We start from the raw sequence: 24,171 nt of genomic DNA on the forward strand, positions 1-24,171 counted from the left end.
CGACTCTCCTTACTTGCGGCCTTTACGCTGCTGCTTTTTAGGTTGAGCAGCCGGTTTTTCCGGTTGTTCAACGGCAGCCATACCACCCAGGATCTCACCTTTGAAGATCCATACCTTCACACCGATAACACCATAAGTGGTGTGCGCTTCGGAAGTGTTGTAATCGATATCCGCACGCAGTGTATGCAACGGAACACGACCTTCGCGGTACCATTCGGTACGCGCAATTTCAGCGCCGCCCAAACGGCCACTTACTTCAACCTTGATACCTTTAGCGCCCAGGCGCATAGCGTTCTGTACTGCACGCTTCATAGCTCGACGGAACATAACACGACGTTCCAGCTGAGAAGTAATGCTGTCAGCAACCAGTTTTGCGTCCAGTTCAGGTTTACGAACTTCAGCGATGTTGATTTGTGCAGGTACGCCAGCGATATCCGCTACGACTTTGCGCAATTTTTCAACATCTTCACCTTTTTTACCGATAACGATCCCCGGGCGGGCAGTATGAATGGTTACACGTATACTTTTTGCCGGACGTTCGATAACGATACGAGAAACGGAAGCCTTCTCCAGTTCCTTCGTCAGGTATTTACGAACTTTAAAGTCGCCGTCCAGGTTGTCAGCGAATTCTTTGGTATTCGCATACCAGGTAGAGTTCCAAGGTTTGACAATACCCAGGCGAATACCATTAGGATGTACTTTCTGACCCATTGCTAGTCTCCAGAGTCTCAGCGATCGGACACAACCACAGTAATGTGGCTGGTACGCTTCAGGATGCGATCCGCACGACCTTTGGCACGCGGCATAATGCGCTTCATGCTAGGGCCTTCGTCAACGAAGATTTTCGCAACTTTCAGATCATCAATGTCAGCGCCATCGTTGTGTTCTGCGTTAGCAATGGCAGACTCCAGTATTTTTTTAACCAAACCAGCAGCTTTCTTGTTGGTATAGGCCAGAATATCCAGAGCTTGCGACACTTTCTTACCGCGAATCAGGTCAGCCACCAGGCGTACCTTTTGAGCAGAAGAACGAGCGTGGCGATGTTTAGCGATAGTTTCCATCTCTTCCTCCTACCTTAGCGCTTTTTAGCCTTTTTATCGGCCGCATGGCCGCGATAAGTACGGGTCGGTGCGAACTCACCCAGCTTGTGGCCGACCATTTCATCAGAAATGAATACCGGAACGTGCTGACGACCATTATGGACAGCGATGGTCAAACCGATCATGTTTGGAAAGATCGTTGAACGACGGGACCAAGTGCGCAAAGGCTTCTTGTCACCGCTTTCCACCGCTTTCTCTACCTTCTTCAGCAAGTGCAGGTCAATAAATGGACCTTTCTTGAGAGAACGTGGCATGGCTTATCCTCTAAAATTATTTAGTACGGCGACGTACGATGAATTTATCAGTACGCTTATTGCTGCGGGTCTTCTTACCTTTGGTCTGAATGCCCCACGGGGTAACCGGGTGCTTACCAAAGTTACGACCTTCACCACCACCATGTGGGTGATCTACCGGGTTCATCGCCGTACCACGAACAGTAGGACGAATACCACGCCAGCGAGCAGCACCTGCTTTACCCAGAACCCGCAACATATGCTCAGCGTTACCAACTTCACCTAACGTAGCGCGACAGTCAGACTCAATTTTACGCATTTCACCTGAGCGCAGACGCAAGGTAACGTAAGCACCTTCACGAGCAACGATCTGAACGTAAGCACCAGCAGAACGAGCCAATTGGCCGCCTTTACCTGGTTTCATTTCTACGTTGTGAACCGTTGAACCCACTGGGATGTTACGCATCGGCAGTGTGTTGCCCGTTTTGATTGCAGCATCAACACCAGACTGAATCTGATCACCCGCTTTCAGGCCTTTCGGCGCTAGGATGTAACGACGTTCGCCATCTTTGTACAAAACCAACGCGATGTTGGCAGAACGGTTCGGATCATACTCCAGACGCTCGACAACAGCCGGGATACCGTCTTTGTTACGTTTAAAGTCAACAATACGATACAGCTGCTTGTGACCACCACCGATATGACGGGTGGTGATGCGGCCATTGTTGTTACGGCCACCGGTTTTGCTGTTTTTTTCCAGCAATGGGGCATATGGTTTGCCCTTGTGCAGCTCAGGGTTAACCACTTTAACAACGTGGCGACGACCCGGAGATGTCGGTTTACACTTAACAATTGCCATTGTTCTTTACTCCTCCGACTTACTCTGCGCCGCCAATGAAGTCCAGATTCTGGCCTTCTTTCAGGGTGACGTAAGCTTTTTTCCAGTCGCTACGACGACCGATACGTTGTCCATGACGTTTAACCTTGCCTTTAACAATCAAGGTACGGACATCATTGACTTCGACTTCGAACAGTTTCTGTACGGCAGCTTTGATCTCTGCTTTAGTCGCGTCTTTAGCAACTTTGAGCACGATGGTGTTATTTTTTTCCATCGCAGTAGACGCTTTTTCAGAAACGTGCGGCGCGCGCAATACTTTCAGCAGACGTTCTTCACGAATCATGCCAGCATCTCCTCAACTTGCTTAACAGCATCAGCAGTCATGACTACTTTGTCGAAGGCGATCAGGCTAACCGGGTCGATACCTGCTACATCGCGTACGTCAACCTTGTACAGGTTACGTGCGGCCAGGAACAGATTTTCATCCAGTTCACCTGTGATGATCAGCACATCTTCCAGCGCCATGTCTTTCAGTTTCTGAGCCAATAGTTTGGTTTTCGGTGCTTCTACAGAGAACTGTTCGACAACGATCAGACGATCCTGACGTACCAATTCAGACAAAATGCTTTTCAGCGCGCCGCGGTACATCTTCTTATTAACTTTCTGACTATGGTCCTGAGGCTTGGCAGCAAAGGTTACACCACCGGAACGCCAGATCGGGCTCTTGATAGAGCCTGCACGAGCACGGCCAGTACCTTTCTGACGCCACGGTTTCTTACCGGAACCAACTACTTCAGCGCGGGTCTTCTGAGCGCGAGTACCTTGACGGGCACCTGCTGCATAAGCAACAACAACCTGGTGAACTAGCGCTTCATTGAAATCACGCCCGAAGGTAGTTTCGGAAACAGTCAGCGCGCTTTGCGCGTCTTTCAATACCAATTCCATTCCTATCTCCTCGACGTTAAGCCTTGACAGCCGGTTTAACGATCAGGTCGCTGCCGGTTGCTCCCGGAACGGCGCCCTTGACCAGCAGCAGGTTGCGCTCAGCGTCAACACGTACTACATCCAGGCTCTGAACGGTTACACGCTCATTACCCAGTTGGCCTGCCATTTTCTTGCCTTTGAACACTTTGCCCGGAGTCTGATTCTGACCAATAGAACCATGACCACGGTGAGACAAGGAGTTACCATGGGTAGCGTCTTGGGTACGGAAATTCCAGCGCTTAACCGTGCCAGCAAAACCTTTACCTTTAGAAGTACCGGTAACATCAACTTTCTTAACGTCAGCGAAAATTTCAACGCTAATGCTCTGACCTGCAGTGAACTCTTCACCTTCAGACAGGCGGAATTCACGCAGCGTACGGCCAGCTTCAACACCAGCTTTAGCAAAATGACCAGCTTCCGGCTTAGTTACACGGTTAGCTTTTTTAGCGCCGGTAGTGACCTGGACAGCACGGTAACCATCGTTTTCCAGGCTCTTAACCTGGCTCACGCGGTTTGCTTCAATTTCGATTACGGTTACGGGGATAGAAACACCTTCTTCAGTGAAGATGCGCGTCATACCCACTTTTTTACCGACTAAACCAATCATTGTTTCAACCTCTCAATCGCTCAATGACCTGATTAACCCAGGCTGATCTGCACGTCTACACCGGCAGCCAGATCCAGACGCATCAGAGCATCAACGGTTTTCTCGGTTGGCTCAACGATGTCAACCAGACGCTTGTGAGTGCGAATTTCATACTGATCGCGCGCATCTTTGTTAACGTGCGGAGAAATCAGAATGGTAAAGCGCTCTTTGCGGGTCGGCAGCGGGATCGGACCACGAACTTGAGCGCCAGTGCGCTTAGCAGTCTCGACGATTTCCGCAGTTGATTGATCAATCAAACGATGATCAAACGCTTTCAGGCGGATACGGATTCTTTGGTTCTGCATGAGACCAGAGCTCCAATTATTTTAAACATAAATAATTACTACCCACACCCATTTCGATTGATGGGGGAGTGTAATCGTTCTTCATATAACCCCCATATCGGGGATATTGTTTGACTAGTACTAACAACACTAGCCATCTGATTCAGATCAAACCAGGCTCACCATCTCAGGTAAGCCCGCGCATTATACGCAAATCCGTTCAGGAAGCAACCCGTAGGTAAAAATGATTTGCTATATATCACTCTGCTTTATGTGAATAAGAACAACATATAAATTTAGTCAGATAATGCGAGATATTATTCTTACTTGAACTGAGTTTGTAGATAATTTTGCATTCTCATATAGGTAATAGATTCTAACTCAGTTTCACGCCAATCGCTGTACCCTTCTTCGTCTACCAAAACTTCAATCATTAACCCCCGACTGACATAGCTGCGTACAGAGTCAGAAGAATTGATAACCTTTCAAAGATCACTGACCCCAAGTACAGGTGGGAATCATTTCTATTCAAATTTATCTTCTGATTTCTGATGAGCGCCAATAAAAAAGGGCACCGAAGTGCCCTCATTCTTATTACCACATTAAACGCGATTAAGCATTAAGCGATAACTTTAGCAACAACGCCAGCACCTACTGTACGGCCGCCTTCACGGATAGCAAAACGCAAACCGTCATCCATTGCGATTGGCGCAATCAGGTTTACTACCATCTTGATGTTGTCGCCCGGCATTACCATCTCTACGCCTTCTGGCAGTTCAATCGTTCCCGTAACATCCGTCGTACGGAAATAGAACTGTGGACGATAGCCTTTGAAGAACGGCGTATGACGGCCACCTTCATCTTTGCTCAGAATATAAACTTCTGATTCAAACTGCGTATGCGGCTTGATTGAACCCGGTTTAGCCAGTACCTGACCACGTTCCACTTCATCACGCTTCGTACCGCGCAGCAGAACACCAACGTTCTCACCCGCACGGCCTTCGTCCAGCAATTTACGGAACATTTCAACACCGGTACACGTGGTTTTCGTGGTGTCTTTGATACCCACGATTTCAACTTCTTCACCCACTTTGATGACGCCGCGTTCTACACGACCCGTCACTACCGTACCACGACCAGAGATGGAGAATACATCTTCGATCGGCAGCAGGAACGGTCTGTCAATCGCACGTTCAGGTTCTGGAATATAGGAATCCAGGGCTTCCGCCAGCTCAATGATTTTGGCTTCCCACTCAGCGTCGCCTTCCAGTGCTTTCAGCGCAGAACCGCGAATTACCGGAGTGTCATCACCTGGGAAATCGTACTGAGACAGCAGCTCACGCACTTCCATCTCTACCAGTTCCAGCAGTTCTTCGTCATCAACCATGTCACATTTGTTCAGGAACACGATGATATACGGAACACCAACCTGACGAGCCAGCAGGATGTGCTCACGAGTCTGAGGCATCGGGCCGTCAGTCGCGGCAACCACCAGGATCGCGCCATCCATCTGGGCAGCACCGGTGATCATGTTTTTCACATAGTCAGCATGTCCTGGGCAGTCAACGTGTGCGTAGTGACGAGTCGGGGTATCATATTCAACATGAGAAGTGTTGATGGTGATACCACGTGCTTTTTCTTCCGGCGCGTTGTCGATTTGGTCGAATGCACGAGCCTGGCCACCGTAGGTTTTAGCCAGAACACTTGTGATAGCAGCGGTCAGCGTTGTTTTACCATGGTCAACGTGGCCGATAGTACCGACGTTAAGGTGCGGTTTTGTACGTTCAAATTTTTCTTTAGACACGGCTATATTCCTTACTCAAATGCTCTCCCCTTCTGGAAAGAGCACGGGATCAATGATTTAAACCCGGATTATTTACCACGGGCTTCAATAACGGCTTGAGCAACGTTGTTCGGCGCTTCGCTATACTTCAAGAACTCCATGGAGTAAGAAGCACGACCTTGAGTCTGCGAACGCAGATCAGTAGCATAACCAAACATTTCTGACAACGGTACCTGAGCCCGAACAGTCTTGCCAGTTGCGATATCTTCCATACCTTCAATGATACCACGACGACGGTTCAGGTCCCCGATAACATCACCCATGTAGTCTTCAGGCGTTTCAACCTCAACTTTCATGACCGGCTCCAGCAGAACTGGTTTCGCCTTACCGAATGCTGATTTAAACGCCAGGGAAGCAGCCAGTTTAAACGCCAGTTCGGAAGAGTCGACGTCATGGTAAGAACCAAAATGCAGTCGAACCTTGATATCGACGACTGGATAACCGGCCAAAGGACCCGCTTTAAGCTGTTCCTGGATACCTTTATCAACAGCAGGAATGAACTCTTTAGGGATAGAACCACCAACAATATCGTTGACGAATTCATAACCCACACCACCTGGTTCTAGCGGAGACATGTCAATAACAACATGACCATATTGACCACGACCACCGGACTGTTTCGCGTGTTTACCTTCAACATCCGTAACAGTTTCACGGATAGTTTCACGGTAAGCAACCTGAGGTTTACCGACGTTTGCGTCTACGTTGAACTCACGACGCATGCGATCAACCAGGATTTCCAGGTGCAATTCACCCATACCGGCAATGATAGTCTGACCAGATTCTTCATCAGTCCACACACGGAAAGAAGGGTCCTCTTTTGCCAAACGGCCCAGAGCAATACCCATTTTTTCCTGGTCGGCTTTGGTTTTCGGCTCAACCGCAACAGAAATAACTGGTTCTGGGAACTCCATACGTTCCAGAATAATCGGTGCATCCGGATCACATAGTGTGTCACCAGTGGTAACGTCTTTCAGACCGATGGCAGCCGCGATATCACCCGCACGAACTTCTTTGATCTCTTCACGTTTGTTGGCATGCATCTGAACGATACGACCCAAACGTTCACGTTGGGCTTTAACAGAGTTCAGTACAGCATCACCAGACTTAACCACACCAGAGTACACGCGGAAGAACGTCAGGTTACCCACAAACGGGTCAGTGGCGATTTTGAACGCCAGTGCTGAAAACGGCTCTTCATCATTAGAATGACGCTCAGCCGGAGTATCTTTACCGTCATCCAGGATGCCATTGATCGCAGGCACATCAGTCGGAGATGGCAGATATTCGATAACTGCATCCAGCATTGCCTGTACGCCCTTGTTCTTGAACGCGGAACCACAGGTAACCAGAATGATTTCGTTATTCAGCACGCGTTGACGCAGTGCTTTCTTGATTTCTTCTTCGGACAGCTCTTCACCACCCAGATATTTGTCCATCAGCTCTTCAGATGCTTCTGCTGCAGACTCAACCAGGTTTTGGTGCCATTCGTTGGCCAATTCAACCATATCAGCTGGAATCTCTTCATAAGTGAAGGTTACACCCTGATCGGTGTCATTCCAGTTGATAGCTTTCATTTTCACCAGGTCAACAACACCCGTGAATTTCTCTTCTGCACCGATCGCCAGTTGCAACGGAACCGGGGTAGCAGCCAGACGAGTTCTGATCTGCTCTACAACGCGCAGAAAATTCGCGCCCATGCGGTCCATTTTGTTAACGAACGCAATACGCGGAACTTTGTATTTGTTTGCCTGACGCCATACGGTTTCAGACTGTGGCTGAACACCACCGACAGCACAGTAAACCATTACTGCGCCATCCAGTACACGCATAGAACGTTCTACTTCAATAGTGAAGTCGACATGTCCTGGGGTATCAATGATGTTGATACGGTGCGGTTCAAACTGCTTAGCCATACCAGACCAGAAGGCGGTAGTAGCGGCAGAAGTAATGGTAATACCACGCTCCTGTTCCTGCGCCATCCAATCCATGGTGGCTGCGCCGTCATGAACTTCACCGATTTTATGATTCACACCGGTGTAGAACAGGATACGTTCAGTTGTAGTGGTCTTACCGGCGTCGATGTGTGCACTGATACCGATATTACGATAACGTGCAATAGGTGTTATACGAGCCATTTGTTTCCTCTATATCCTAGGACGTTCGAATTAGTAAACCCAGACGGGTTAGCATTTGAAGCGCCCGCTGGGTTATTAACGTCTACGCAGGAATTACCAGCGGTAGTGAGCGAACGCCTTGTTGGCTTCAGCCATACGGTGAACGTCTTCACGTTTCTTCACAGCAGTACCTTTATTTTCTGCTGCATCAGAAAGTTCGTTCGCCAGGCGAAGAGCCATGGATTTATCACCGCGTTTACGAGCAGCTTCAACGATCCAACGCATTGCCAGAGCATTACGACGAACCGGACGGACTTCAACTGGAACCTGATAGGTAGAACCACCAACGCGACGAGACTTAACTTCGACAGTCGGACGTACGTTGTCCAGTGCAGATTCAAAAGACTCCAGATGATCTTTACCAGAGCGCTGAGCCAGGGTTTCCAGCGCGGTATAGACGATTGATTCTGCGGTAGATTTTTTACCATCTACCATCAGGATATTTACAAATTTGGCCAGTAACTCAGATCCGAATTTCGGATCCGGCAAAATTTTACGTTGACCAATAACGCGACGACGTGGCATGGAAATACTCCGTTGTTAATTCAGGATTGTCCAAAACTCTACGAGTTTAGTTTGACATTTAAGTTAAAACGTTTGGCCTTACTTAACGGAGAACCATTAAGCCTTCGGCTTCTTCACACCGTATTTGGAGCGACTTTGCTTACGGTCTTTAACACCGGAGCAGTCAAGCGCGCCACGAACGGTGTGGTAACGCACACCTGGCAGGTCTTTTACACGACCGCCACGAATCAGGATCACGGAGTGTTCCTGCAGGTTATGACCTTCACCACCAATATAGGAAGTGACTTCAAAACCATTAGTTAAACGAACACGACACACTTTACGCAGTGCAGAGTTCGGTTTTTTCGGAGTGGTGGTATATACACGGGTACATACACCACGTTTCTGCGGGCACGCTTCCAGCGCCGGAACGTTGCTTTTAGCAACCTTCAAGGCGCGCGGTTTGCGAACCAGCTGGTTAATCGTTGCCATTAAAAGCTCCTGGTTTTTGCTTCGTAAACACGTGATAAATCGCCTCATACCAGCCAGAGGCAAAATATGAGGACGCAGAATTTTAGGGCTGGCTGGGTAAGGAGTCAAGAAATATACAAAAATACAGTATTACCAAGCCAGCTGCTGGGAATGCCGAGCTGTTAATTGCACAAATTGAGTATAGCTAATGAGTGTGATTTTGCCTGAAACTTGGTTAGTCAACCCTCTAGCCTCTACATCCTCTTTCAACACATAAATTGGTACGGCTAATACCAGCAGGCGCACTAATGCAGCAGCTTCTTCCAGTGATGCAATAACACCATCCTGAAACAGCAGGATTTCGTCTTCTGCACCAACGTTACGTAGCAACGAATCAAAATCCGTTTGATAAGGTGAATGAGAAAGTGTGTGCAGCATGACAACATCTCCGCTAGAAAGTGAGAACGGAATGATAGGTTGATAAGGTTGTGCGAAGTACGTCTGCCGGCAGGATTTTCACATCCAGAATCCAGCCCATGCCTGGCGAAATACCTCGTTGCTGCAAAGATGTCTCGCACACATAACAATGTTCGACATCATATAGAGGGAGCACACCAAAGGTGGCAATATAATTACGCATCAGCACTTTTTCGGGCTGCTGCTGAGGTAACAATTGAAATACACCATCACCGATAAAGAACACACCAATATTTTCAGTCAGCGCTGACATTGCTAGTAGCGCGTCCAGTCCTTCCCTGCCAGATGCATTGCCGTGAGGCACATGAGTAAAGACGAAGGCAATACGCTTCATAATCCGCCCCTAACAACTATTAGAACTGGATAACCCGATCGCATATCAGAACCGACTGAGCTAATTCGCCAAGCCCACTTAAATTAAAACCAGGTTGCAGATTTGCCCCTGCCAGATTGAGTTGTTCTGCCTGTTGATTATCAGTAACACCACGCCGCAGCGCCGCCGCCACACAGACGTTTAATGCGACCTGATGTTTCTGTCCGAAACGCTGCCATGCACGCACGAGGTCGAATTCATCACTGGCGGGTGACGTAAACTGATTGGCATTCAATACACCTTCACGATAAAAAAAAACGCTGTCCAACTGATGCCCAACCGCCAGCAATGTCTGCGCAAACTGCAATGCACTGCTGGCTTGTTGTGTGCCGTAAGCCGGCCCGGTGACCAATAGGCAGTAAGTCAACATCAACGATCATGCCCAGTAAAATCACCGCTCTTAAACTGGCGGATATAAAGATAAACAGTATGCTTGGAAATATTCAGCCGATCGGCAACCTGATTAATGGCATCTTTAATATCAAAAATGCCTTTCTCATAAAGGTTAAGAACAATCTGCCGATTTTTGGCGTTGTTGGAAACATTCCGGTCGGCATTAACTTCTTCGATGGTAAACTCCAGCGTTTGTGCCACCAGGTCATCTACCGACGAAGCGAAATTAACAGAAGAAGCCACTTCTTTGATTTCCGGTGGCATGAATGTCTGCATAATCTGGGAAAAAGGTACATCCAGATTCATATTGATGCACAGTAAACCAATGACACGCTGTTCACGATTACGGATCGCGATAGTTACTGACTTCATCAATACTCCGCTTTTAGCACGGGTGAAATAAGCTTTTGATACGCTACTATCTTCACCCGCCATATCGTGGAGCATCCGCAATGCCAAGTCGGTGATCGGTGATCCAATTTTCCTGCCGGTATGCTCGCCATTCGCAATACGTACAGCGGAGCACTTCAAATCTTCCAACGAATGCAGCACGATCTCACAGTGTCCACCGATCAGCATCGCCAGACCATCAACCACAGCTTCATACGACTTCAGGATCTCATAATCCGTCGTCATAAACGGACGGTCATCCAGCAAATCAAGGTCATTGGATTCGCCAGTAACGAGCGAACTAGACATGGCAGACACCACCCTCAACGTCATTTATTCATCCTATTCATAGGATACATAGTCTAGCAAACAACCCTTCTGTCGTCCTCGTATTTAACCGACGGGAACTATTTTTTCTTGTACGATTTCGCCTTTCTTAAGGTTGAATTAATTCAACCTCTTTACTGTTACCCTGATATACCTATACATAATTTGGATATACCGTAAGTGATTAATAATATGCTTAAACTCAAGAGACCAAAATGGAACAGTATCACTTACAATATAGTGTTTGCCGCCTTTATCGCCACGGTACAAAACATCGCCTATTATCGACAGATTAGTCATCTTGTCGCGATGTCATCCTGGGTTGATACTCTGTTTGTTCTCACGATGCCGATAGTCATTTTTTCCGTACTGAACATTCTGTTCACCTTGTTGGCAATGCCTTACTTGCGTCCACTCGTCGTCGCCTTCTTTCTATTGAGTGGTGCCGCCGTTCAATACTTTATGTTGAATTATGGCATCATTATTGATCGCACGATGATGCAGAATGTTTTTGAGACTACAGCGGCAGAGTCATTTTCTTTAATTACACCACAATACATAATATGGCTTATATCACTGGGTGTTTTTCCTGCTTTTTTAGCATTATGGATTAAAATAAAACCCACCAAGCTGACATGGTTTAACATCGGCACACGTTTCTTTAGTATTGTGCTTTCTCTATTTGCTATTTTACTGATAGCCACATTCTTTTATAAAGACTATGCGTCTTTAATGAGGAATAATAAAGAGCTAGTGAAATCACTAACCCCCAGCAACATTATTGTCGCGATACACTCTTATTATAAACATAAGGCAATGGATAATCTGCCATTAATCCAGATCGGCCTGGATGCCCACAAAAAACCATTGGCAGAAACGGCGACGAAAAAGAATCTGGTTATTCTTATCGTGGGGGAAACATCACGGGCTGAAGATTTCTCATTGGGTGGGTACACTAAAGAAACCAACCCGTTACTGGCACATGATAATGTTGTCTATTTCGATCATACCAGCTCTTGTGGCACGTCCACCGGGGTTTCTGTGCCATGCATGTTCTCCAATATGCCACGAACCGGCTATAACGAACAGTTAGCCAGCCATCAGGAAGGTGTGCTGGATATTTTGCAGCATGCGAAAATCAATGTACTGTGGAATGAAAATGACGGTGGCTGCAAAGGTGTCTGTGACCGAGTTCCCAGCAGGGACATTACTGCATTGGATCTCCCCGGCCTATGTGCGGGAGGTGTATGCTATGACGAAGCTCTGTTTAATGGTCTTGAAGATTACATCAATAACCTGAAAGGTGATGGCATTATCGTATTACATACGATGGGCAGTCATGGTCCGACATATTATAAACGTTACCCTCAGACCTTCAATAAATTCACGCCAGCCTGTGACACCAACCAAATACAGAATTGCTCGCGCGAAGAACTCACCAATACCTATGACAACACGATTCTGCATGTGGATTATATTGTTGATAGAGCGATTAACGAATTAAAAAGGCACCAGGATAAATTTAATACTGCATTGGTCTATCTTTCCGATCACGGAGAATCATTAGGTGAAAACGGCATCTATTTACACAGTATGCCCTATTCTATTGCCCCTGAGCAGCAAACACATATACCGATGCTCATGTGGTTATCCAAGGGATATCAGCAACAATTTGCGATTAAAGACAGTTGTCTGCGCACTAACGCCAAACAGCGTAATTTCTCGCAGGATAATCTCTTTCATACCCTATTGGGAATGTTTGACATCGACACAAAAGAGTACCAATCTCAACTAGATATACTTCAACCGTGTCGGGGCAATTCATGAAATTATTGATTGTTGAAGATGATACATTGCTACAGGAAGGATTATTACAAGCGTTGAGCAGTGAAGGTTACGTCTGTGATTGTGCCGGTACAGCAAAAGAAGCCCATGCGCTGATCAGCAGCGCTCACTACAGCCTGGTAATTCTGGATCTGGGCTTACCGGATGAAGACGGATTAACCCTACTCGCGCGCTGGCGTAAAACTAATTACCAGCAACCTGTTTTGATATTGACTGCCAGAGATACGGTATCTGACCGCGTCAGTGGTTTGGATGTCGGGGCTGATGACTATCTGGTCAAGCCCTTTGCATTGACAGAATTGCAAGCGCGGGTCCGGGCGCTAATCCGCCGCCATCAAGGTTCCAGTGATAGCCAGATACAGGTCGACAATATTACTCTGGATCTTAATAATCAGCAGGTCACGGTGGATGACAAACCCGTGGTGCTCACCCCCAAAGAGTTCGCCATTCTCTCACGTCTGATTTTAAAAGCGGGCTCTCAAGTACATCGAGAAGTGCTTCATCAGGATATATATAATTGGAACGACGATCCCTCCTCTAATTCTCTGGAAGTGCATATCCATAATCTCCGACAAAAAATCGGGAAAAATCGTATTCGCACACTGCGAGGATTTGGCTATTTATTAACCAAGAGCAGCCAACCATGAATCAACGCATTCATGATGCTGATGAAAAAACCTCCAGTATGCGATGGCGCCTGATTCTGGCGCTAGGCAGCATTCTATTGGTTTGTCAGCTCATCAGCGTGGCATGGTTATGGCACGAAAGCAAAGAGCAGATTGAACTGCTAGTTGAACAGACACTAACCGCCAAAACACTCCATCGTGATATCGATCAGGAAATTCGCGAAGCCATCGCCTCGCTCAGCGTGCCAAGCCTGGTTATGGTAATCGCTTCACTGCTGATGTGTGTTCAGGCGGTAAACTGGATTACCCGCCCACTATCACGCTTGCAGCAAAATTTGCAAAATCGCACTGCTGAAAACCTTGAACCACTAGAATATGACAGTAACATCACCGAAATAAGAGCCGTTACCAGTAGCCTGAATCAACTTTTTTTGCGACTCAACGGAACACTATGTCGCGACCGGCAATTCACTGCCGATGTAGCGCACGAATTACGAACGCCACTGGCTGGCATCCGTCTGCATCTCGAGTTGCAGGAACAACATTATCAGATAAATTGCCAGCCGTTGATTAACCGCATTGATAAACTGACCAAAACGGTTGAGCATTTACTACTGTTAGCCCGTACCGGACATGAGTTTGCTTCTGGGCATTACCAGATGGTATCGCTGATTGATGATGTCATTTCTCCTACTCTGGAAGAATTGACAGAAATGATCGAACAGCGCCACCAAACACTGGAATGGCAATTGCCAAAAGAAGATACAGTGATTAAAGGGGATGCTACGCTGTTGCAGTTGATGCTGCGTAATCTAGTAGAAAATGCCCATCGTTATAGCCCGGAAAACAGTACGATCACGATTGCCTTGAATCCGTTGGAAAATGATGTAACGGAATTGCTGGTACAGGACCAAGGGCCGGGCATTGATGAAAATAAGGCTGGCGAGTTGAGCAAAGCCTTTGTCCGCATGGATACTCGTTACGGTGGTATCGGCCTGGGGTTAAGTATTGTCACCCGCATTGCCCAATTGCATCAGGGACAATTCTTTTTGGAGAATTGCTCGCAACACTCTGGCGCTCAGGCCCGGGTGGTATTCAACCATCAGGAAAGTATCATCTAACCCGCGAACAGGAAGCGAAGTATACTCAGATAAAACGGCTGCGAAATGCCTGAGTTCGTCGGTGTTGTGGGTAAGTTAACACCTCTTCAGGCGTCCCCTGCTCCACGACCACACCGCCATCCATGAATACCACCCGGTCAGCCGCCTCACGGGCGAACCCAATTTCATGGGTTACCACGACATAGTCAACCCTTTCTCTGCCAACGCTCGCATCGTCGCCAGCACTTCTCCCACCAGTTCAGGGTCGAGTGCAGACGTTGGCTCATCAAACAGCATCAGCCTCGGTTTAATCGCCAGTGCCCGAGCGATTGCCACCCGTTGTTGCTGGCCGCCGGAGAGATGGCGTGGCCAGACATCGGCCTTGTCATTCAATCCTACGGTTGCCAGCAGCTCAGTTGCAAAACGAATGGCTTCCTCTCGAGGATATTTGTGAACCCCGATAGGTGCTTCAATGATATTTTGTAACACCGTTATATGCGGATAAAGATTGAATTGCTGAAATACCATACCGATTTCCTGACGTTGACGCGCAATCTTACGCGGCGACAAGCGGCAGTGCGCAGTTTATCCGGGTCAGCACATCAATGATGAAAAAGGAGCAGGTTGAAAGCATCGCCGATGCGTTAATTCTCGCCTGTGGTATGGAGCCAGGTGAACATCAAGCCTGTCTTTGACATAAAAAAACCGCTGGTTTCCCAGCGGTTTATATTTGGATACTGTTGTGGAATTACATTGTTACTTCGCGCTTTTCTTGGCCTCGTCACCAGCTGGTTTTCCCGCCTTGGCGCTATCTGCCGCTTTGGTTTGCGCGTCTGATTTGACATCCAGTAATTCAACATCAAACACCAGTGTAGAGTTGGGTGGGATCCCTGGAACACCAGTTTCACCGTAGGCTAATGCTGGCGGAATAACCAGCTCGATTTTGCCACCTTTCTTCACGTGCTTCAGACCTTCAGTCCAACCGGGGATAACACCATCCAGACGGAAAGAAAGCGGTTCGCCGCGCTTGTAAGAATTATCGAACTCAGTACCATCTACCAACGTACCTTTATAATTCACTACCACCGTATCGCTATCTTTCGGTACAGCACCGGTGCCTTCTTTATCTACTTTATAAAGCAGACCAGACTTGGTCTTCTTCACGCCTTTTTCTTTGGCGAAAGCATCACGGTATTTCGTCCCTTTATCAGCGTTTTCTTTAGCATCTTGCTTCATTTTCGCCTGAGAAGCTGCTTTCACCCGGCCTTCAAACGATTGCAATGTTTTTTCGATCTCTTCGTCAGACAGTTTGCTCTTATCAGCAAATGCATCCTGAACACCTTGGATCAGCTGTTCCTTATCCAGCTTTATACCCAATTTTTCTTGTTCTTTCAGGGAGTTGTCCATGTAACGCCCTAAGGATGCACCTAATGCATACGCCGCAGCCTGATCATCATTATTGAATTTTGCTGTTGCATTACTATCCGTCGCTTTCGCCGTATCCGCAGCCATGACACCTGCATTCAAAGCCAGTGCCATTGTGGTTGCTAACAGCGTTACTTTAAACAGTGATTTCATCCATCTCTCCAGAATCTGGAGCGACATGCCCCAGCGATCGTTAAAAAGTCGGTCACTACTATAACCGTGCGCACGAAGGCAACACAACGATGTGCGCAACAATACATTAAGAAAAATAACTTACCCGGTAATTGCGCCTTAATCAGACTGTTTTTACTACCAGAAGTTTCCGCTTTCTGACAAACTCTACGGACATCGCTTGGAGAGGAGAGAAAATGTCACCGCAATGGCTTGAACAACGACTTGAACAATTGGAAAGCCGAATCTCGTTTCAGGAAGTCACAATTGAGGAACTGAACCAGACGGTAGTGCAGCATGAGTTAGAGATGGTAAAACTGCGTGAGCAACTGCGCTTATTAACTGAACGGCTACGGACTCAGCAGACATCGCTGCTTGCTCCCGTGTCTGAAGAAACACCACCACCACATTATTAACCGCACTTAATTCTATTGCGTCATTGGCAGTAAGGTGTCTCACGCTTTACGCCATTGTCGGGGGCTGATCCCGAACCAGCGCCGGAAAGCCCGGGAAAACGCACTGACTTCCGAATACCCCAGCAAAAATGCCATCTCAGAAATCGAGAGCTGACGTTGCTGCAAATAGTGGGTTGCCATCTCACAACGGACTTTTTCAACCAGCGTCGTATAATTAATACCCTCATCTTTTAAACGCCGCTGCAATGACCAACTAGACAGACCTATCTTGTCCGCCACCTCATCCAGAACAGGTTCTCCCTGTGGCAACATATGCCGTACCTGGGTACGTGCCAAATCCACCACGCTTTGCGGATGTATATCACTGTTTAAACGCCGGATGGCATCCTGAACAACCAGCAACAGTAACGGATCGCTATCTGGCATCGAACGAACTACATCCCGTTTAGGTATAAGCAATGAATTGAACGGCTGGTCAAAATAGACCGGTGCATCAAAAACCTTACAGTGTTCATGCCATTGTTCCGGACGAGGATGCTCAAAATGAACTTCACGCGGTGCCCAGTTTCTACCCGCAGCATGGCGAATCAGGTTCAGGATCATCCCCAGGGTCAGTTCCGCATCCTGCCGGCAGTGCAGAATGGCGCCATGGCGAACCTGATAGTCAAAACGCCAGCAATCGCCTTTATCAACCAACCGCACCAGCGTGTCATGCTGGTGAAAAGGGAAAGCATTCACTACATTGTGCAACGCTTGCTCAAGCGTTGCACTGCACAATCCGACATACCCCACCAGCCCTAAAGACTGAGGCTTGAACTGTCGACCATAATGCAGACCGAAATTGTCACAGTCAGAATAACGAGCCGCTTCTTCAAGCACCCGGCAATAATTGACCAACCCGACGCTCAATGTCGGGCAAGACAGATGCTCGGGATTGATACCGCTGATTCCCAGGATACGATCAGCGTCCCCCCCTTTATCACAGATGAACTGGCCCAACCCGGATGCTGCCGCAGCTAACACCCCCCGGTGCCCTACCTGCGTTTCGGTGATCGGCGGAAGTCGAAAAAGTGGCATTTCCATTATCCTTACCCCGTAAGTAATCAGTTGAAGCAGAGGTAAGCCAGCAATTTTCATACCAGATAGAAAACGCACAATCAGACAGATTTTTGTAGGAAAAAGCACCACCACGAGACAAAGAGTGCGCGTCACTGGTGCAAAACGTCCACAGGTGTGGCGATGAACTAATCACACCCGACCGGCAGTGATGCTTTTTCCAGATAACGCCGGCACAACCGCACACTGTGCTCACTCCAGTTATCACCCAGACTTTTCGCCTGCTCGGTCTGTGCATGAGAGCCAGCCCAGGCCATCAGTTGTATACGCCGCTGGATCAATAATGCCGGAATGACTGCCATATCAGCGTCAGTGAGAGGGCAAATCCGCTGATAACCACGCAACCAGCCTGCTACCCAGGCGTCAGCACGGGGATGATGCTCGACAAAACTGATTGCTGCGGCCAGGTCATGCAGATACCAGCCGAAACCACAGTCATCAAAATCAATGACCCGAGTTTCCCCTTTAAACATCAACAGGTTGGTTAATCGCAGATCGGCGTGAATCAGCCCATAACGCTGGCTGTCTTTGCCATAAGCATCCAACGCTTCTCCTACCTGATGCAGCGTTTCCTCGATAACCGTATGATCTGTAGCCTGTAAACGGGGAGCATCCTGCCAACGTCCCCAATGACCATCTGAGCCGACCATCGTCTGGTGATCCCAAATGATGCGCCTGAATTGTGCGGGTTGTTGCCAGTTTCTGCTGTGTTGATGCAAACGAGCGGTAATCATCCCCAACTGCTCAAAAGCCCGAGCGTCCACTTCCGTGGTCGGCATTTCGCCCTCAATCCAGTGAAACAGCACCACATGCCGTGGTGTCCCATCTGCCAGTATCACGGTTTGTACAACATCGCCATCTACTCCACCCAGTGCCTGCGGCACAGCGATACCCTCAGCACTCAACGCCGACAGCCAGGCAAGTTCGCAAGCAATTTCATCACGCTGGTGATAATTCTCTCGATGAATGCGCATGGCATAGCGCTTTCCTCCAGCATCAAGCCGGTAGGTCGCATTTTCCGAACGGCACAATAACGTCAACTTCCCCTGTAGCGATGGGGCATAGCGTTTCATTGCCACCTCGGCTAAATGGCTCATCGCCACGTCATCAAGCGTATCATATTGTTTTGCCATATTTTTCTCTCGCAAAGAGTAGTGTCCTGAGTAGTATTCAGGATGTAATCACTCTCTTTTCGATGCTTGACGTAAAAACGGCATTAGTTGACTACACATGACAACGGCAGGCATTTCTCTGCACCACTTGACTGTAAAGCGCAAAAATCACTGCCTTGGTGTCAAGTATCCCTTTATCTGACAGCGGCATTATCGACAACATGCGGACTCATCGGGCATGTTCCGTCGCAGAAAAAAATACAACGCTTTATCGAGTCACTCGTTATGAAAACGCCGTCTGTTTTCATCCTGAATTTGTTAGATGGGAGAGAGTCATGACAACGCAGCTAAAACCCACCCTGGGAGCCCTCCATTTGTGGGGGATCGCAGTCGGTCTGGTCATTTCCGGCGAATATTTCGGCTGGAGCTATGGCTGGGGGGTGGCAGGCACGATGGGATTTTTGATCACTTCACTGCTTATTGCCGCCATGTATACCTGTTTTATTTTTAGTTTCACCGAACTGACCACCGCCATTCCCCATGCTGGCGGGCCATTTGCCTACAGCCGTCGGGCGTTTGGTGAAACCGGTGGACTGATTGCTGGTATGGCCACACTGATCGAATTTGTGTTTGCACCGCCGGCCATCGCTATGGCGATCGGCGCTTATCTCAATGTCCAATACCCCGGACTTGATCCGCGTTATGCGGCTACCGGGGCCTACCTTATTTTTATGACACTGAATATTCTGGGGGTAAAACTTGCTGCCATGTTCGAGTTGTTAGTGACATTGCTGGCTGTAGCGGAATTACTGGTATTTATGGGGGTCGTCGCACCAGGGTTTAGTGTCAGCCACTTCGTCGCCAACGGCTGGGCAGGTAGTGATCACTTCAGCATGTCGTCTGTTTCCGGAATCTTCGCCGCCATTCCTTTCGCCATCTGGTTCTTTCTGGCGATTGAAGGAGCGGCCATGGCCGCCGAAGAAGCCAAAGATCCCAAAAGAACCATTCCTAAAGCCTATATCACCGGCATTATAACGCTGGTCGTGCTGGCACTGGGCGTGATGTTCCTTGCCGGTGGCGTAGGTGACTGGAGAACGTTGTCCAATATCAACGATCCGCTGCCGCAGGCGATGAAAATTGTCGTGGGTGAGCACTCAGGTTGGATGCATATGCTAGTCTGGATCGGGCTGTTCGGACTGATCGCCAGCTTCCACGGTATCATTCTGGGTTATTCCCGCCAGTTCTTTGCACTGGCACGAGCCGGTTATCTGCCCACCGGGTTGGCAAAACTCTCCCGTTTCCAGACGCCGCACCGAGCGATCATCACTGGCGGGATCATCGGTATTGCCGCCATCTTCAGCGATGGCTGGATTAACCTGCAAGGCATGAGCCTGACGGCGGCGATGATCACTATGGCAGTATTCGGTGCCATCGTGATGTACATCATGAGTATGCTAAGTCTGTTCCGGCTGCGCCGCAGCGCACCAGAGCTGGAACGCACCTTCCGTGCGCCTGGCTACCCCATTGTGCCCGCTATTGCACTGGTACTGGCGCTGGTCTGTCTGATCGCCATGCTGTGGTTCAATCCGCTGATTGGCGGGATCTTCATTGTCTTCATGCTGGTGGGTTACAGCTATTTCCTGGTGACCAAAACCCAGCGAAATAACGCACCGCAAGATGTACTGCTGATGGGAGAAGAATAACCGGTTACCGAGCGTCAACGTCAAATAGAAAAGGCCGCATATACGGCCTTTTCTATCAATGGGTATCAGATTAGTTCCCCGTTCTCACCGGGATAGCAAATCCAGTAGCCTTTTTTATCGCAGGATTAGTGGCAACCGCAGCCGCCATGACCGCCACAATCACCTTTACCATGTTCATGACCATGACCGCCACAATCGCCTTTACCATGTTCATGGTCGTGACCACCGCAGCAACCGTCATGATCATGATCGTGACCGCCACAGCAGCCTTCGTGCTCGTGATCATGCTCACCGTGCACATGGCCGTGCGCCAGTTCTTCTTCCGTAGCTTCGCGGATGGCAACCACTTCCACGTTGAAGTTCAGGTTCTGACCTGCCAGCATATGATTGCCATCAACCACAACGTGCTCATCTTGAACTTCAGTAATTTCTACTGGTACCGGACCCTGATCGGTTTCTGCCAGAAAACGCATGCCGACTTCAAGTTCATCCACACCCATAAATACATCTTTAGGAACGCGCTGTACCAGATTCTCGTCATAGTTACCGTAGGCATCGTTAGCCCCTACGTTAACGTCAAATCGCTCACCCACATCACGGCCTTCCAACGCTTTTTCCAGACCGGAAATCAGCGAACCGTGGCCATGCAGGTAGTCCAGCGGTGCACTCACCGGAGACTCATCAACCAATACACCGTCTTCTGTACGTACCTGATAGGCCAGGCTGACCACCACGTCTTTTGCTACTTTCATGATATCTCCTACCGTTGGAAATCAATTTTGCGCAAATTGTAGCTGAAAAAAATCTCCATGTACTGCCTGAGATAAAAAATCACAGCAACCAGCGTGGGATCTACCGTTCAAGGGCTATCTCTCACGTTATTCTGCACCAAAACAGGGCCGACCACCGATGTGCGACGCATTCGTTCAAGCTCGCGTATTTTCAATATTTGCTCACCTGACCGAGCAGTATTAACGTGCTGCGAGCATATTTTATTCAGGGTGGAAAATACCAATGATCTGTTTCTCGTCGGGGCGCGTTATCGCCTTCAACGACTCCTCAGACTGACGCTGATGATAACCACATTTTACACAGATCACGACGTCGGTCTCATCTTCCCGACCGACGGCCAGCGTATCCTGCGAATGACATTGTGGGCAAACCGCCCCAGCAATAAAACGTTTACGTATAGTTGCCATGATTATTTCCAACCTTGATCAAAACTCGTTCCAGTCATCGGGGCGTCGACGTTCACGTTGCATTTCACGGTGGAAGATATCCTCCAGTTCACGACGTGCTTCCTTAATACGAGATGCCTGAGCTACATCCCCCTGGCGCTGTGGCATCAATTCCCGCAACATTCGCATATCCAGCCGCCGGAAATGCTGCTGCGCCCGAAGAGCCTGATGTGGATGCATACCCAATGTAATAAGCGTTTTCCTACCCAGTTCCAGCGCGCTGGAAAATGTTTCACGGGAGAATTGTGTCACGCCGGCCTGCATTAATTCATGTGCTTCCACTCGGCCACGGGCACGGGCCAGTATTTCCAGGTCAGGAAAATGCTGCTGACATAGGTTCACAATTGCCATCGTATCTTCCGGCCCGTTACAGGTAATCACGATGGATTGCGCCTTCCCTGCACCGGCGGCACGCAGCAGCTCCAGATCGGCAGCATCGCCATAGTACACTTTATAACCAAACGATCTCATCAGACTCACTGCACTGATATCGCGCTCCAGCACCGTGATTCGCATTTTGTTGGCCATCAGCAAACGGCCGATCACCTGCCCGAAACGCCCGAATCCCACGACAATCACTTGCGGTTCGTCATCGTCCACATAGGGTTTTTCATCCGGCTCGTCACGCACATTAAAGCGACGCACCAGAATACGGTCTATCAACTGCATCAATAAAGGTGTCAGCATCATCGACAGTGTTACCGTCACCAATAGCAGCGGTAACTGATTGCCTTTAAACATCTGGTGAGCCGCCGCGGCAGAAAACAGCACAAAAGCGAACTCGCCGCCTTGACTGAGAACACCGGCAAACTGCAACCGTTCCGAGGATCGCAGCCCATGAATCCGGGCCAGGAGATAGAGCACCAGCGTTTTTACTGCCACCAGAACCACCACACCGATTAATACGTCGATGATATGGTCGTAGAGCACCCCCAGATTGAGTGACATCCCCACTGAAATAAAAAACAGACCGAGCAACAACCCTTTAAATGGTTCAATAGCGCTTTCCAGCTCATGTCGGTATTCGCTTTCAGCCAGCAGCACGCCGGCGATAAATGTCCCCAACGCCATCGATAGCCCGAGCGCCTCCATAAACAGCGCAGAGCCGAGCACCAGCAACAGTGCTGCCGCAGTAAACACTTCTCTGACACCGGAAGCCGCAATAAAGCGGAATAACGGCCTGATCAAATAGCGGCCACCGATCAACATGCCCGCAAACGCCACGACTTTCATCCCGACCTGATTCCAATTCCCGATCTCGCTCTGCACTCCCGCCAGGAGCGGAATCAATGCCAACACCGGGATCACCGCCAGATCCTGAAACAACAACACAGAAAACCCGAGTTGCCCGGATTCATTGCGATTCATGGCTTTTTCTCGCATCAGTTGCAAAGCGATTGCCGTGGATGACATCGCCAGACCAATACCGCCAATCAGCGCGGACTTCCAGGGAAATGCGCTTAAATACAGTGCGCCGCCGAGAATGGCCGCACTGAGCAACACTTGCGCGGCACCGATACCAAAAATAGAACGACGCAGCTTCCAGAGTTTGGCCGGATTTAGCTCCAGTCCAATGATAAACATCAGAAACACCACGCCAAGCTCGGAAAAATGCAGGATGGCATCCACACCACGGATAAAACCCAATCCCCACGGGCCGATGGCGATACCAGCGATAAGATAACCCAGCACCGCACCAATCCCCATCCGGGCGGCGATAGGCACCATCAATACCGCAACAAACAGAAACAATACGCTAGCACTTAATACGGAGGAACTTTCCATGCTACTGCTCTCCGGTAGTCAGCGGTGAACTCAGCCATTTTTCATACAACCGGGCATGACTGAGCAATACGTGGCGCGGCAGACGCCGCGCCCAGTAAATAACCATCGGTTCCATCCAACGCATATGACACATTGCCGCTGTCATTTCGAACGGCCGTAATACGTCAGACATATAAAAACGATTGCTCCCACCGGGTTGGTATGCTTCCAGCGGTTCACCGGTGGTTACCACCGAGCGCCAATATTTTCCGGCCAGCGCATTACCGCCAATACCATTGGCAAAACCGCGGCACAACACGCGATCCTGCCACTCTTTCAATAACGCCGGACAACTATAAGTGTAGAGTGGATGCTGAAACACAATGATCTGATGTTCACGTAACAGCTGTTGTTCATGGTGAATATCAATGAAAAAGTCAGGATAGTGTGCGTAAAGATCATGCACGGTGACATGCCCCAGATACTGGGCCGACTCCAATAGTAGCTTATTCGCTACTGAGTCCTGTGATTCCGGATGGGCAAACAGCAGCAAAATCTTCGGTGGCTGCGACATCATTCCCCTCCAAAACGTCGTCATAGTGGGTATTTTCCGCT

The 24,171-nt window shown here is 48.8% G+C and carries 28 protein-coding genes and 1 pseudogene; 5 read left to right on the forward strand and 24 right to left on the reverse strand.

Annotation, left to right across the window (positions count from 1 at the left end):
- Positions 1-9: 9 nt before the first annotated feature.
- The 16 genes from rpsC to PCO85_20885 form a co-directional block, all read right to left on the reverse strand.
- Positions 10-711 carry a 30S ribosomal protein S3 gene (gene rpsC / locus PCO85_20810; protein ID WJV53558.1) on the reverse strand — a complete coding sequence of 234 codons (702 nt, stop codon included), beginning with the start codon at positions 709-711 and terminating at the stop codon, positions 10-12.
- A 17-nt stretch (positions 712-728) separates the two neighbouring features.
- On the reverse strand, positions 729-1,061 hold the full coding sequence (rplV, locus tag PCO85_20815; GenBank protein WJV53559.1) for a 50S ribosomal protein L22: 333 nt from the start codon (positions 1,059-1,061) through the stop codon (positions 729-731).
- Between the two features lie 14 nt (positions 1,062-1,075).
- Entirely contained in the window at positions 1,076-1,354 is a 279-nt protein-coding gene (gene rpsS, locus PCO85_20820) for a 30S ribosomal protein S19 (protein WJV53560.1), read from the reverse strand.
- Between the two features lie 16 nt (positions 1,355-1,370).
- Positions 1,371-2,192: a 50S ribosomal protein L2 gene (gene rplB, locus PCO85_20825; protein ID WJV53561.1), complete on the reverse strand. Its 822-nt coding sequence runs from the start codon at positions 2,190-2,192 to the stop codon at positions 1,371-1,373.
- Between the two features lie 19 nt (positions 2,193-2,211).
- Positions 2,212-2,514 carry a 50S ribosomal protein L23 gene (gene rplW, locus PCO85_20830; GenBank protein WJV53562.1) on the reverse strand — a complete coding sequence of 101 codons (303 nt, stop codon included), beginning with the start codon at positions 2,512-2,514 and terminating at the stop codon, positions 2,212-2,214.
- Positions 2,511-3,116, reverse strand: a complete 606-nt coding sequence (gene rplD / locus PCO85_20835) for a 50S ribosomal protein L4 (protein ID WJV53563.1) — start codon at positions 3,114-3,116, stop codon at positions 2,511-2,513. The genes rplW and rplD overlap by 4 nt, the downstream gene beginning before the upstream one ends.
- 16 nt (positions 3,117-3,132) lie before the next feature.
- A complete protein-coding gene (gene rplC / locus PCO85_20840) occupies positions 3,133-3,762 on the reverse strand; it encodes a 50S ribosomal protein L3 (GenBank protein WJV53564.1) in 630 nt (209 codons plus the stop codon).
- Between the two features lie 32 nt (positions 3,763-3,794).
- The gene (gene rpsJ / locus PCO85_20845; protein ID WJV53565.1) at positions 3,795-4,106 is read right to left on the reverse strand and encodes a 30S ribosomal protein S10; all 312 of its coding nucleotides are present in this window, start codon (positions 4,104-4,106) and stop codon (positions 3,795-3,797) included.
- Between the two features lie 598 nt (positions 4,107-4,704).
- Complete coding sequence (gene tuf / locus PCO85_20850) at positions 4,705-5,889, reverse strand: elongation factor Tu (protein ID WJV53566.1); 1,185 nt, start codon at positions 5,887-5,889, stop codon at positions 4,705-4,707.
- 68 nt (positions 5,890-5,957) lie between these two features.
- Positions 5,958-8,066, reverse strand: coding sequence for an elongation factor G (fusA, locus tag PCO85_20855; protein WJV53567.1), 2,109 nt, complete (start codon positions 8,064-8,066; stop codon positions 5,958-5,960).
- A 93-nt stretch (positions 8,067-8,159) separates the two neighbouring features.
- Positions 8,160-8,630 carry a 30S ribosomal protein S7 gene (gene rpsG, locus PCO85_20860; protein WJV53568.1) on the reverse strand — a complete coding sequence of 157 codons (471 nt, stop codon included), beginning with the start codon at positions 8,628-8,630 and terminating at the stop codon, positions 8,160-8,162.
- A 96-nt stretch (positions 8,631-8,726) separates the two neighbouring features.
- On the reverse strand, positions 8,727-9,101 hold the full coding sequence (gene rpsL / locus PCO85_20865) for a 30S ribosomal protein S12 (GenBank protein ID WJV53569.1): 375 nt from the start codon (positions 9,099-9,101) through the stop codon (positions 8,727-8,729).
- 129 nt (positions 9,102-9,230) lie between these two features.
- Entirely contained in the window at positions 9,231-9,518 is a 288-nt protein-coding gene (gene tusB, locus PCO85_20870; GenBank protein WJV53570.1) for a sulfurtransferase complex subunit TusB, read from the reverse strand.
- A 13-nt stretch (positions 9,519-9,531) separates the two neighbouring features.
- Positions 9,532-9,891 carry a sulfurtransferase complex subunit TusC gene (tusC, locus tag PCO85_20875; protein ID WJV53571.1) on the reverse strand — a complete coding sequence of 120 codons (360 nt, stop codon included), beginning with the start codon at positions 9,889-9,891 and terminating at the stop codon, positions 9,532-9,534.
- Positions 9,892-9,910: 19 nt separating this feature from the next.
- A complete protein-coding gene (gene tusD, locus PCO85_20880) occupies positions 9,911-10,300 on the reverse strand; it encodes a sulfurtransferase complex subunit TusD (protein ID WJV53572.1) in 390 nt (129 codons plus the stop codon).
- Positions 10,300-11,022 carry a transcriptional regulator gene (locus tag PCO85_20885; GenBank protein ID WJV53573.1) on the reverse strand — a complete coding sequence of 241 codons (723 nt, stop codon included), beginning with the start codon at positions 11,020-11,022 and terminating at the stop codon, positions 10,300-10,302. The genes tusD and PCO85_20885 overlap by 1 nt, the downstream gene beginning before the upstream one ends.
- 201 nt (positions 11,023-11,223) lie before the next feature.
- Here PCO85_20885 and eptA point away from each other — a divergent pair, with 201 nt between their 5' ends.
- From eptA to pmrB, 3 genes are read left to right on the forward strand one after another with little or no spacing between them, the layout of a single operon-like run.
- Positions 11,224-12,867, forward strand: coding sequence for a phosphoethanolamine transferase EptA (eptA, locus tag PCO85_20890; GenBank protein WJV56162.1), 1,644 nt, complete (start codon positions 11,224-11,226; stop codon positions 12,865-12,867).
- Positions 12,864-13,532 (forward strand): two-component system response regulator PmrA, encoded by a 669-nt coding sequence (pmrA, locus tag PCO85_20895; GenBank protein ID WJV53574.1) that lies wholly within the window; start codon positions 12,864-12,866, stop codon positions 13,530-13,532. The genes eptA and pmrA overlap by 4 nt, the downstream gene beginning before the upstream one ends.
- Positions 13,529-14,632, forward strand: a complete 1,104-nt coding sequence (gene pmrB / locus PCO85_20900; protein ID WJV53575.1) for a two-component system sensor histidine kinase PmrB — start codon at positions 13,529-13,531, stop codon at positions 14,630-14,632. The genes pmrA and pmrB overlap by 4 nt, the downstream gene beginning before the upstream one ends.
- A gap of 25 nt (positions 14,633-14,657) precedes the next feature.
- Here the strand turns inward: pmrB and PCO85_20905 are convergent.
- Positions 14,658-15,184: pseudogene (locus PCO85_20905) on the reverse strand (amino acid ABC transporter ATP-binding protein).
- A gap of 183 nt (positions 15,185-15,367) precedes the next feature.
- Positions 15,368-16,189: an FKBP-type peptidyl-prolyl cis-trans isomerase gene (gene fkpA, locus PCO85_20910; GenBank protein WJV53576.1), complete on the reverse strand. Its 822-nt coding sequence runs from the start codon at positions 16,187-16,189 to the stop codon at positions 15,368-15,370.
- Positions 16,190-16,404: 215 nt separating this feature from the next.
- Between fkpA and PCO85_20915 the strand changes: the two genes are divergently transcribed.
- Entirely contained in the window at positions 16,405-16,623 is a 219-nt protein-coding gene (locus PCO85_20915; protein ID WJV53577.1) for a SlyX family protein, read from the forward strand.
- 39 nt (positions 16,624-16,662) lie between these two features.
- Here the strand turns inward: PCO85_20915 and PCO85_20920 are convergent, their stop codons facing one another.
- Positions 16,663-17,706: an AraC family transcriptional regulator gene (locus PCO85_20920; GenBank protein WJV53578.1), complete on the reverse strand. Its 1,044-nt coding sequence runs from the start codon at positions 17,704-17,706 to the stop codon at positions 16,663-16,665.
- A 161-nt stretch (positions 17,707-17,867) separates the two neighbouring features.
- A complete protein-coding gene (locus tag PCO85_20925; GenBank protein ID WJV53579.1) occupies positions 17,868-18,872 on the reverse strand; it encodes a phosphotransferase in 1,005 nt (334 codons plus the stop codon).
- 314 nt (positions 18,873-19,186) lie between these two features.
- Here PCO85_20925 and eat point away from each other — a divergent pair, with 314 nt between their 5' ends.
- Positions 19,187-20,554: an ethanolamine permease gene (gene eat, locus PCO85_20930; protein WJV53580.1), complete on the forward strand. Its 1,368-nt coding sequence runs from the start codon at positions 19,187-19,189 to the stop codon at positions 20,552-20,554.
- A 125-nt stretch (positions 20,555-20,679) separates the two neighbouring features.
- Here eat and slyD read toward each other — a convergent pair whose 3' ends face one another.
- From slyD to kefG, 4 genes are all read right to left on the reverse strand, one after another.
- Entirely contained in the window at positions 20,680-21,306 is a 627-nt protein-coding gene (slyD, locus tag PCO85_20935; protein ID WJV53581.1) for a peptidylprolyl isomerase, read from the reverse strand.
- A 240-nt stretch (positions 21,307-21,546) separates the two neighbouring features.
- Positions 21,547-21,753 carry a YheV family putative zinc ribbon protein gene (locus tag PCO85_20940; protein ID WJV53582.1) on the reverse strand — a complete coding sequence of 69 codons (207 nt, stop codon included), beginning with the start codon at positions 21,751-21,753 and terminating at the stop codon, positions 21,547-21,549.
- A gap of 18 nt (positions 21,754-21,771) precedes the next feature.
- Positions 21,772-23,577: a glutathione-regulated potassium-efflux system protein KefB gene (gene kefB, locus PCO85_20945; GenBank protein ID WJV53583.1), complete on the reverse strand. Its 1,806-nt coding sequence runs from the start codon at positions 23,575-23,577 to the stop codon at positions 21,772-21,774.
- A 1-nt stretch (position 23,578) separates the two neighbouring features.
- Positions 23,579-24,133: a glutathione-regulated potassium-efflux system ancillary protein KefG gene (gene kefG, locus PCO85_20950; protein ID WJV56163.1), complete on the reverse strand. Its 555-nt coding sequence runs from the start codon at positions 24,131-24,133 to the stop codon at positions 23,579-23,581.
- Positions 24,134-24,171 lie beyond the last annotated feature (38 nt).

The sequence above is a fragment of the Prodigiosinella aquatilis genome, from assembly GCA_030388725.1.
Taxonomy (GTDB): domain Bacteria; phylum Pseudomonadota; class Gammaproteobacteria; order Enterobacterales; family Enterobacteriaceae; genus Prodigiosinella; species Prodigiosinella aquatilis.

What these genes read in the sequence shown, in the direction of transcription:
- rpsG (WJV53568.1), bottom strand. Translation starts at nt 8,630, where the DNA reads ATGCCACGTCGTCGCGTTATTGGTCAACGTAAAATTTTGCCGGATCCG.
- rpsL (WJV53569.1), bottom strand. Translation starts at nt 9,101, where the DNA reads ATGGCAACGATTAACCAGCTGGTTCGCAAACCGCGCGCCTTGAAGGTT.
- PCO85_20915 (WJV53577.1), top strand. Translation starts at nt 16,405, where the DNA reads ATGTCACCGCAATGGCTTGAACAACGACTTGAACAATTGGAAAGCCGA.
- pmrB (WJV53575.1), top strand. Translation starts at nt 13,529, where the DNA reads ATGAATCAACGCATTCATGATGCTGATGAAAAAACCTCCAGTATGCGA.
- rplC (WJV53564.1), bottom strand. Translation starts at nt 3,762, where the DNA reads ATGATTGGTTTAGTCGGTAAAAAAGTGGGTATGACGCGCATCTTCACT.
- rpsS (WJV53560.1), bottom strand. Translation starts at nt 1,354, where the DNA reads ATGCCACGTTCTCTCAAGAAAGGTCCATTTATTGACCTGCACTTGCTG.
- PCO85_20940 (WJV53582.1), bottom strand. Translation starts at nt 21,753, where the DNA reads ATGGCAACTATACGTAAACGTTTTATTGCTGGGGCGGTTTGCCCACAA.
- PCO85_20885 (WJV53573.1), bottom strand. Translation starts at nt 11,022, where the DNA reads ATGTCTAGTTCGCTCGTTACTGGCGAATCCAATGACCTTGATTTGCTG.
- fusA (WJV53567.1), bottom strand. Translation starts at nt 8,066, where the DNA reads ATGGCTCGTATAACACCTATTGCACGTTATCGTAATATCGGTATCAGT.
- kefG (WJV56163.1), bottom strand. Translation starts at nt 24,133, where the DNA reads ATGATGTCGCAGCCACCGAAGATTTTGCTGCTGTTTGCCCATCCGGAA.
- rpsJ (WJV53565.1), bottom strand. Translation starts at nt 4,106, where the DNA reads ATGCAGAACCAAAGAATCCGTATCCGCCTGAAAGCGTTTGATCATCGT.
- tusD (WJV53572.1), bottom strand. Translation starts at nt 10,300, where the DNA reads ATGTTGACTTACTGCCTATTGGTCACCGGGCCGGCTTACGGCACACAA.
- tusC (WJV53571.1), bottom strand. Translation starts at nt 9,891, where the DNA reads ATGAAGCGTATTGCCTTCGTCTTTACTCATGTGCCTCACGGCAATGCA.
- rplB (WJV53561.1), bottom strand. Translation starts at nt 2,192, where the DNA reads ATGGCAATTGTTAAGTGTAAACCGACATCTCCGGGTCGTCGCCACGTT.
- kefB (WJV53583.1), bottom strand. Translation starts at nt 23,577, where the DNA reads ATGGAAAGTTCCTCCGTATTAAGTGCTAGCGTATTGTTTCTGTTTGTT.
- fkpA (WJV53576.1), bottom strand. Translation starts at nt 16,189, where the DNA reads ATGAAATCACTGTTTAAAGTAACGCTGTTAGCAACCACAATGGCACTG.
- rplW (WJV53562.1), bottom strand. Translation starts at nt 2,514, where the DNA reads ATGATTCGTGAAGAACGTCTGCTGAAAGTATTGCGCGCGCCGCACGTT.
- eat (WJV53580.1), top strand. Translation starts at nt 19,187, where the DNA reads ATGACAACGCAGCTAAAACCCACCCTGGGAGCCCTCCATTTGTGGGGG.
- pmrA (WJV53574.1), top strand. Translation starts at nt 12,864, where the DNA reads ATGAAATTATTGATTGTTGAAGATGATACATTGCTACAGGAAGGATTA.
- rplV (WJV53559.1), bottom strand. Translation starts at nt 1,061, where the DNA reads ATGGAAACTATCGCTAAACATCGCCACGCTCGTTCTTCTGCTCAAAAG.
- slyD (WJV53581.1), bottom strand. Translation starts at nt 21,306, where the DNA reads ATGAAAGTAGCAAAAGACGTGGTGGTCAGCCTGGCCTATCAGGTACGT.
- tusB (WJV53570.1), bottom strand. Translation starts at nt 9,518, where the DNA reads ATGCTGCACACACTTTCTCATTCACCTTATCAAACGGATTTTGATTCG.
- rpsC (WJV53558.1), bottom strand. Translation starts at nt 711, where the DNA reads ATGGGTCAGAAAGTACATCCTAATGGTATTCGCCTGGGTATTGTCAAA.
- rplD (WJV53563.1), bottom strand. Translation starts at nt 3,116, where the DNA reads ATGGAATTGGTATTGAAAGACGCGCAAAGCGCGCTGACTGTTTCCGAA.
- PCO85_20920 (WJV53578.1), bottom strand. Translation starts at nt 17,706, where the DNA reads ATGGAAATGCCACTTTTTCGACTTCCGCCGATCACCGAAACGCAGGTA.
- PCO85_20925 (WJV53579.1), bottom strand. Translation starts at nt 18,872, where the DNA reads ATGGCAAAACAATATGATACGCTTGATGACGTGGCGATGAGCCATTTA.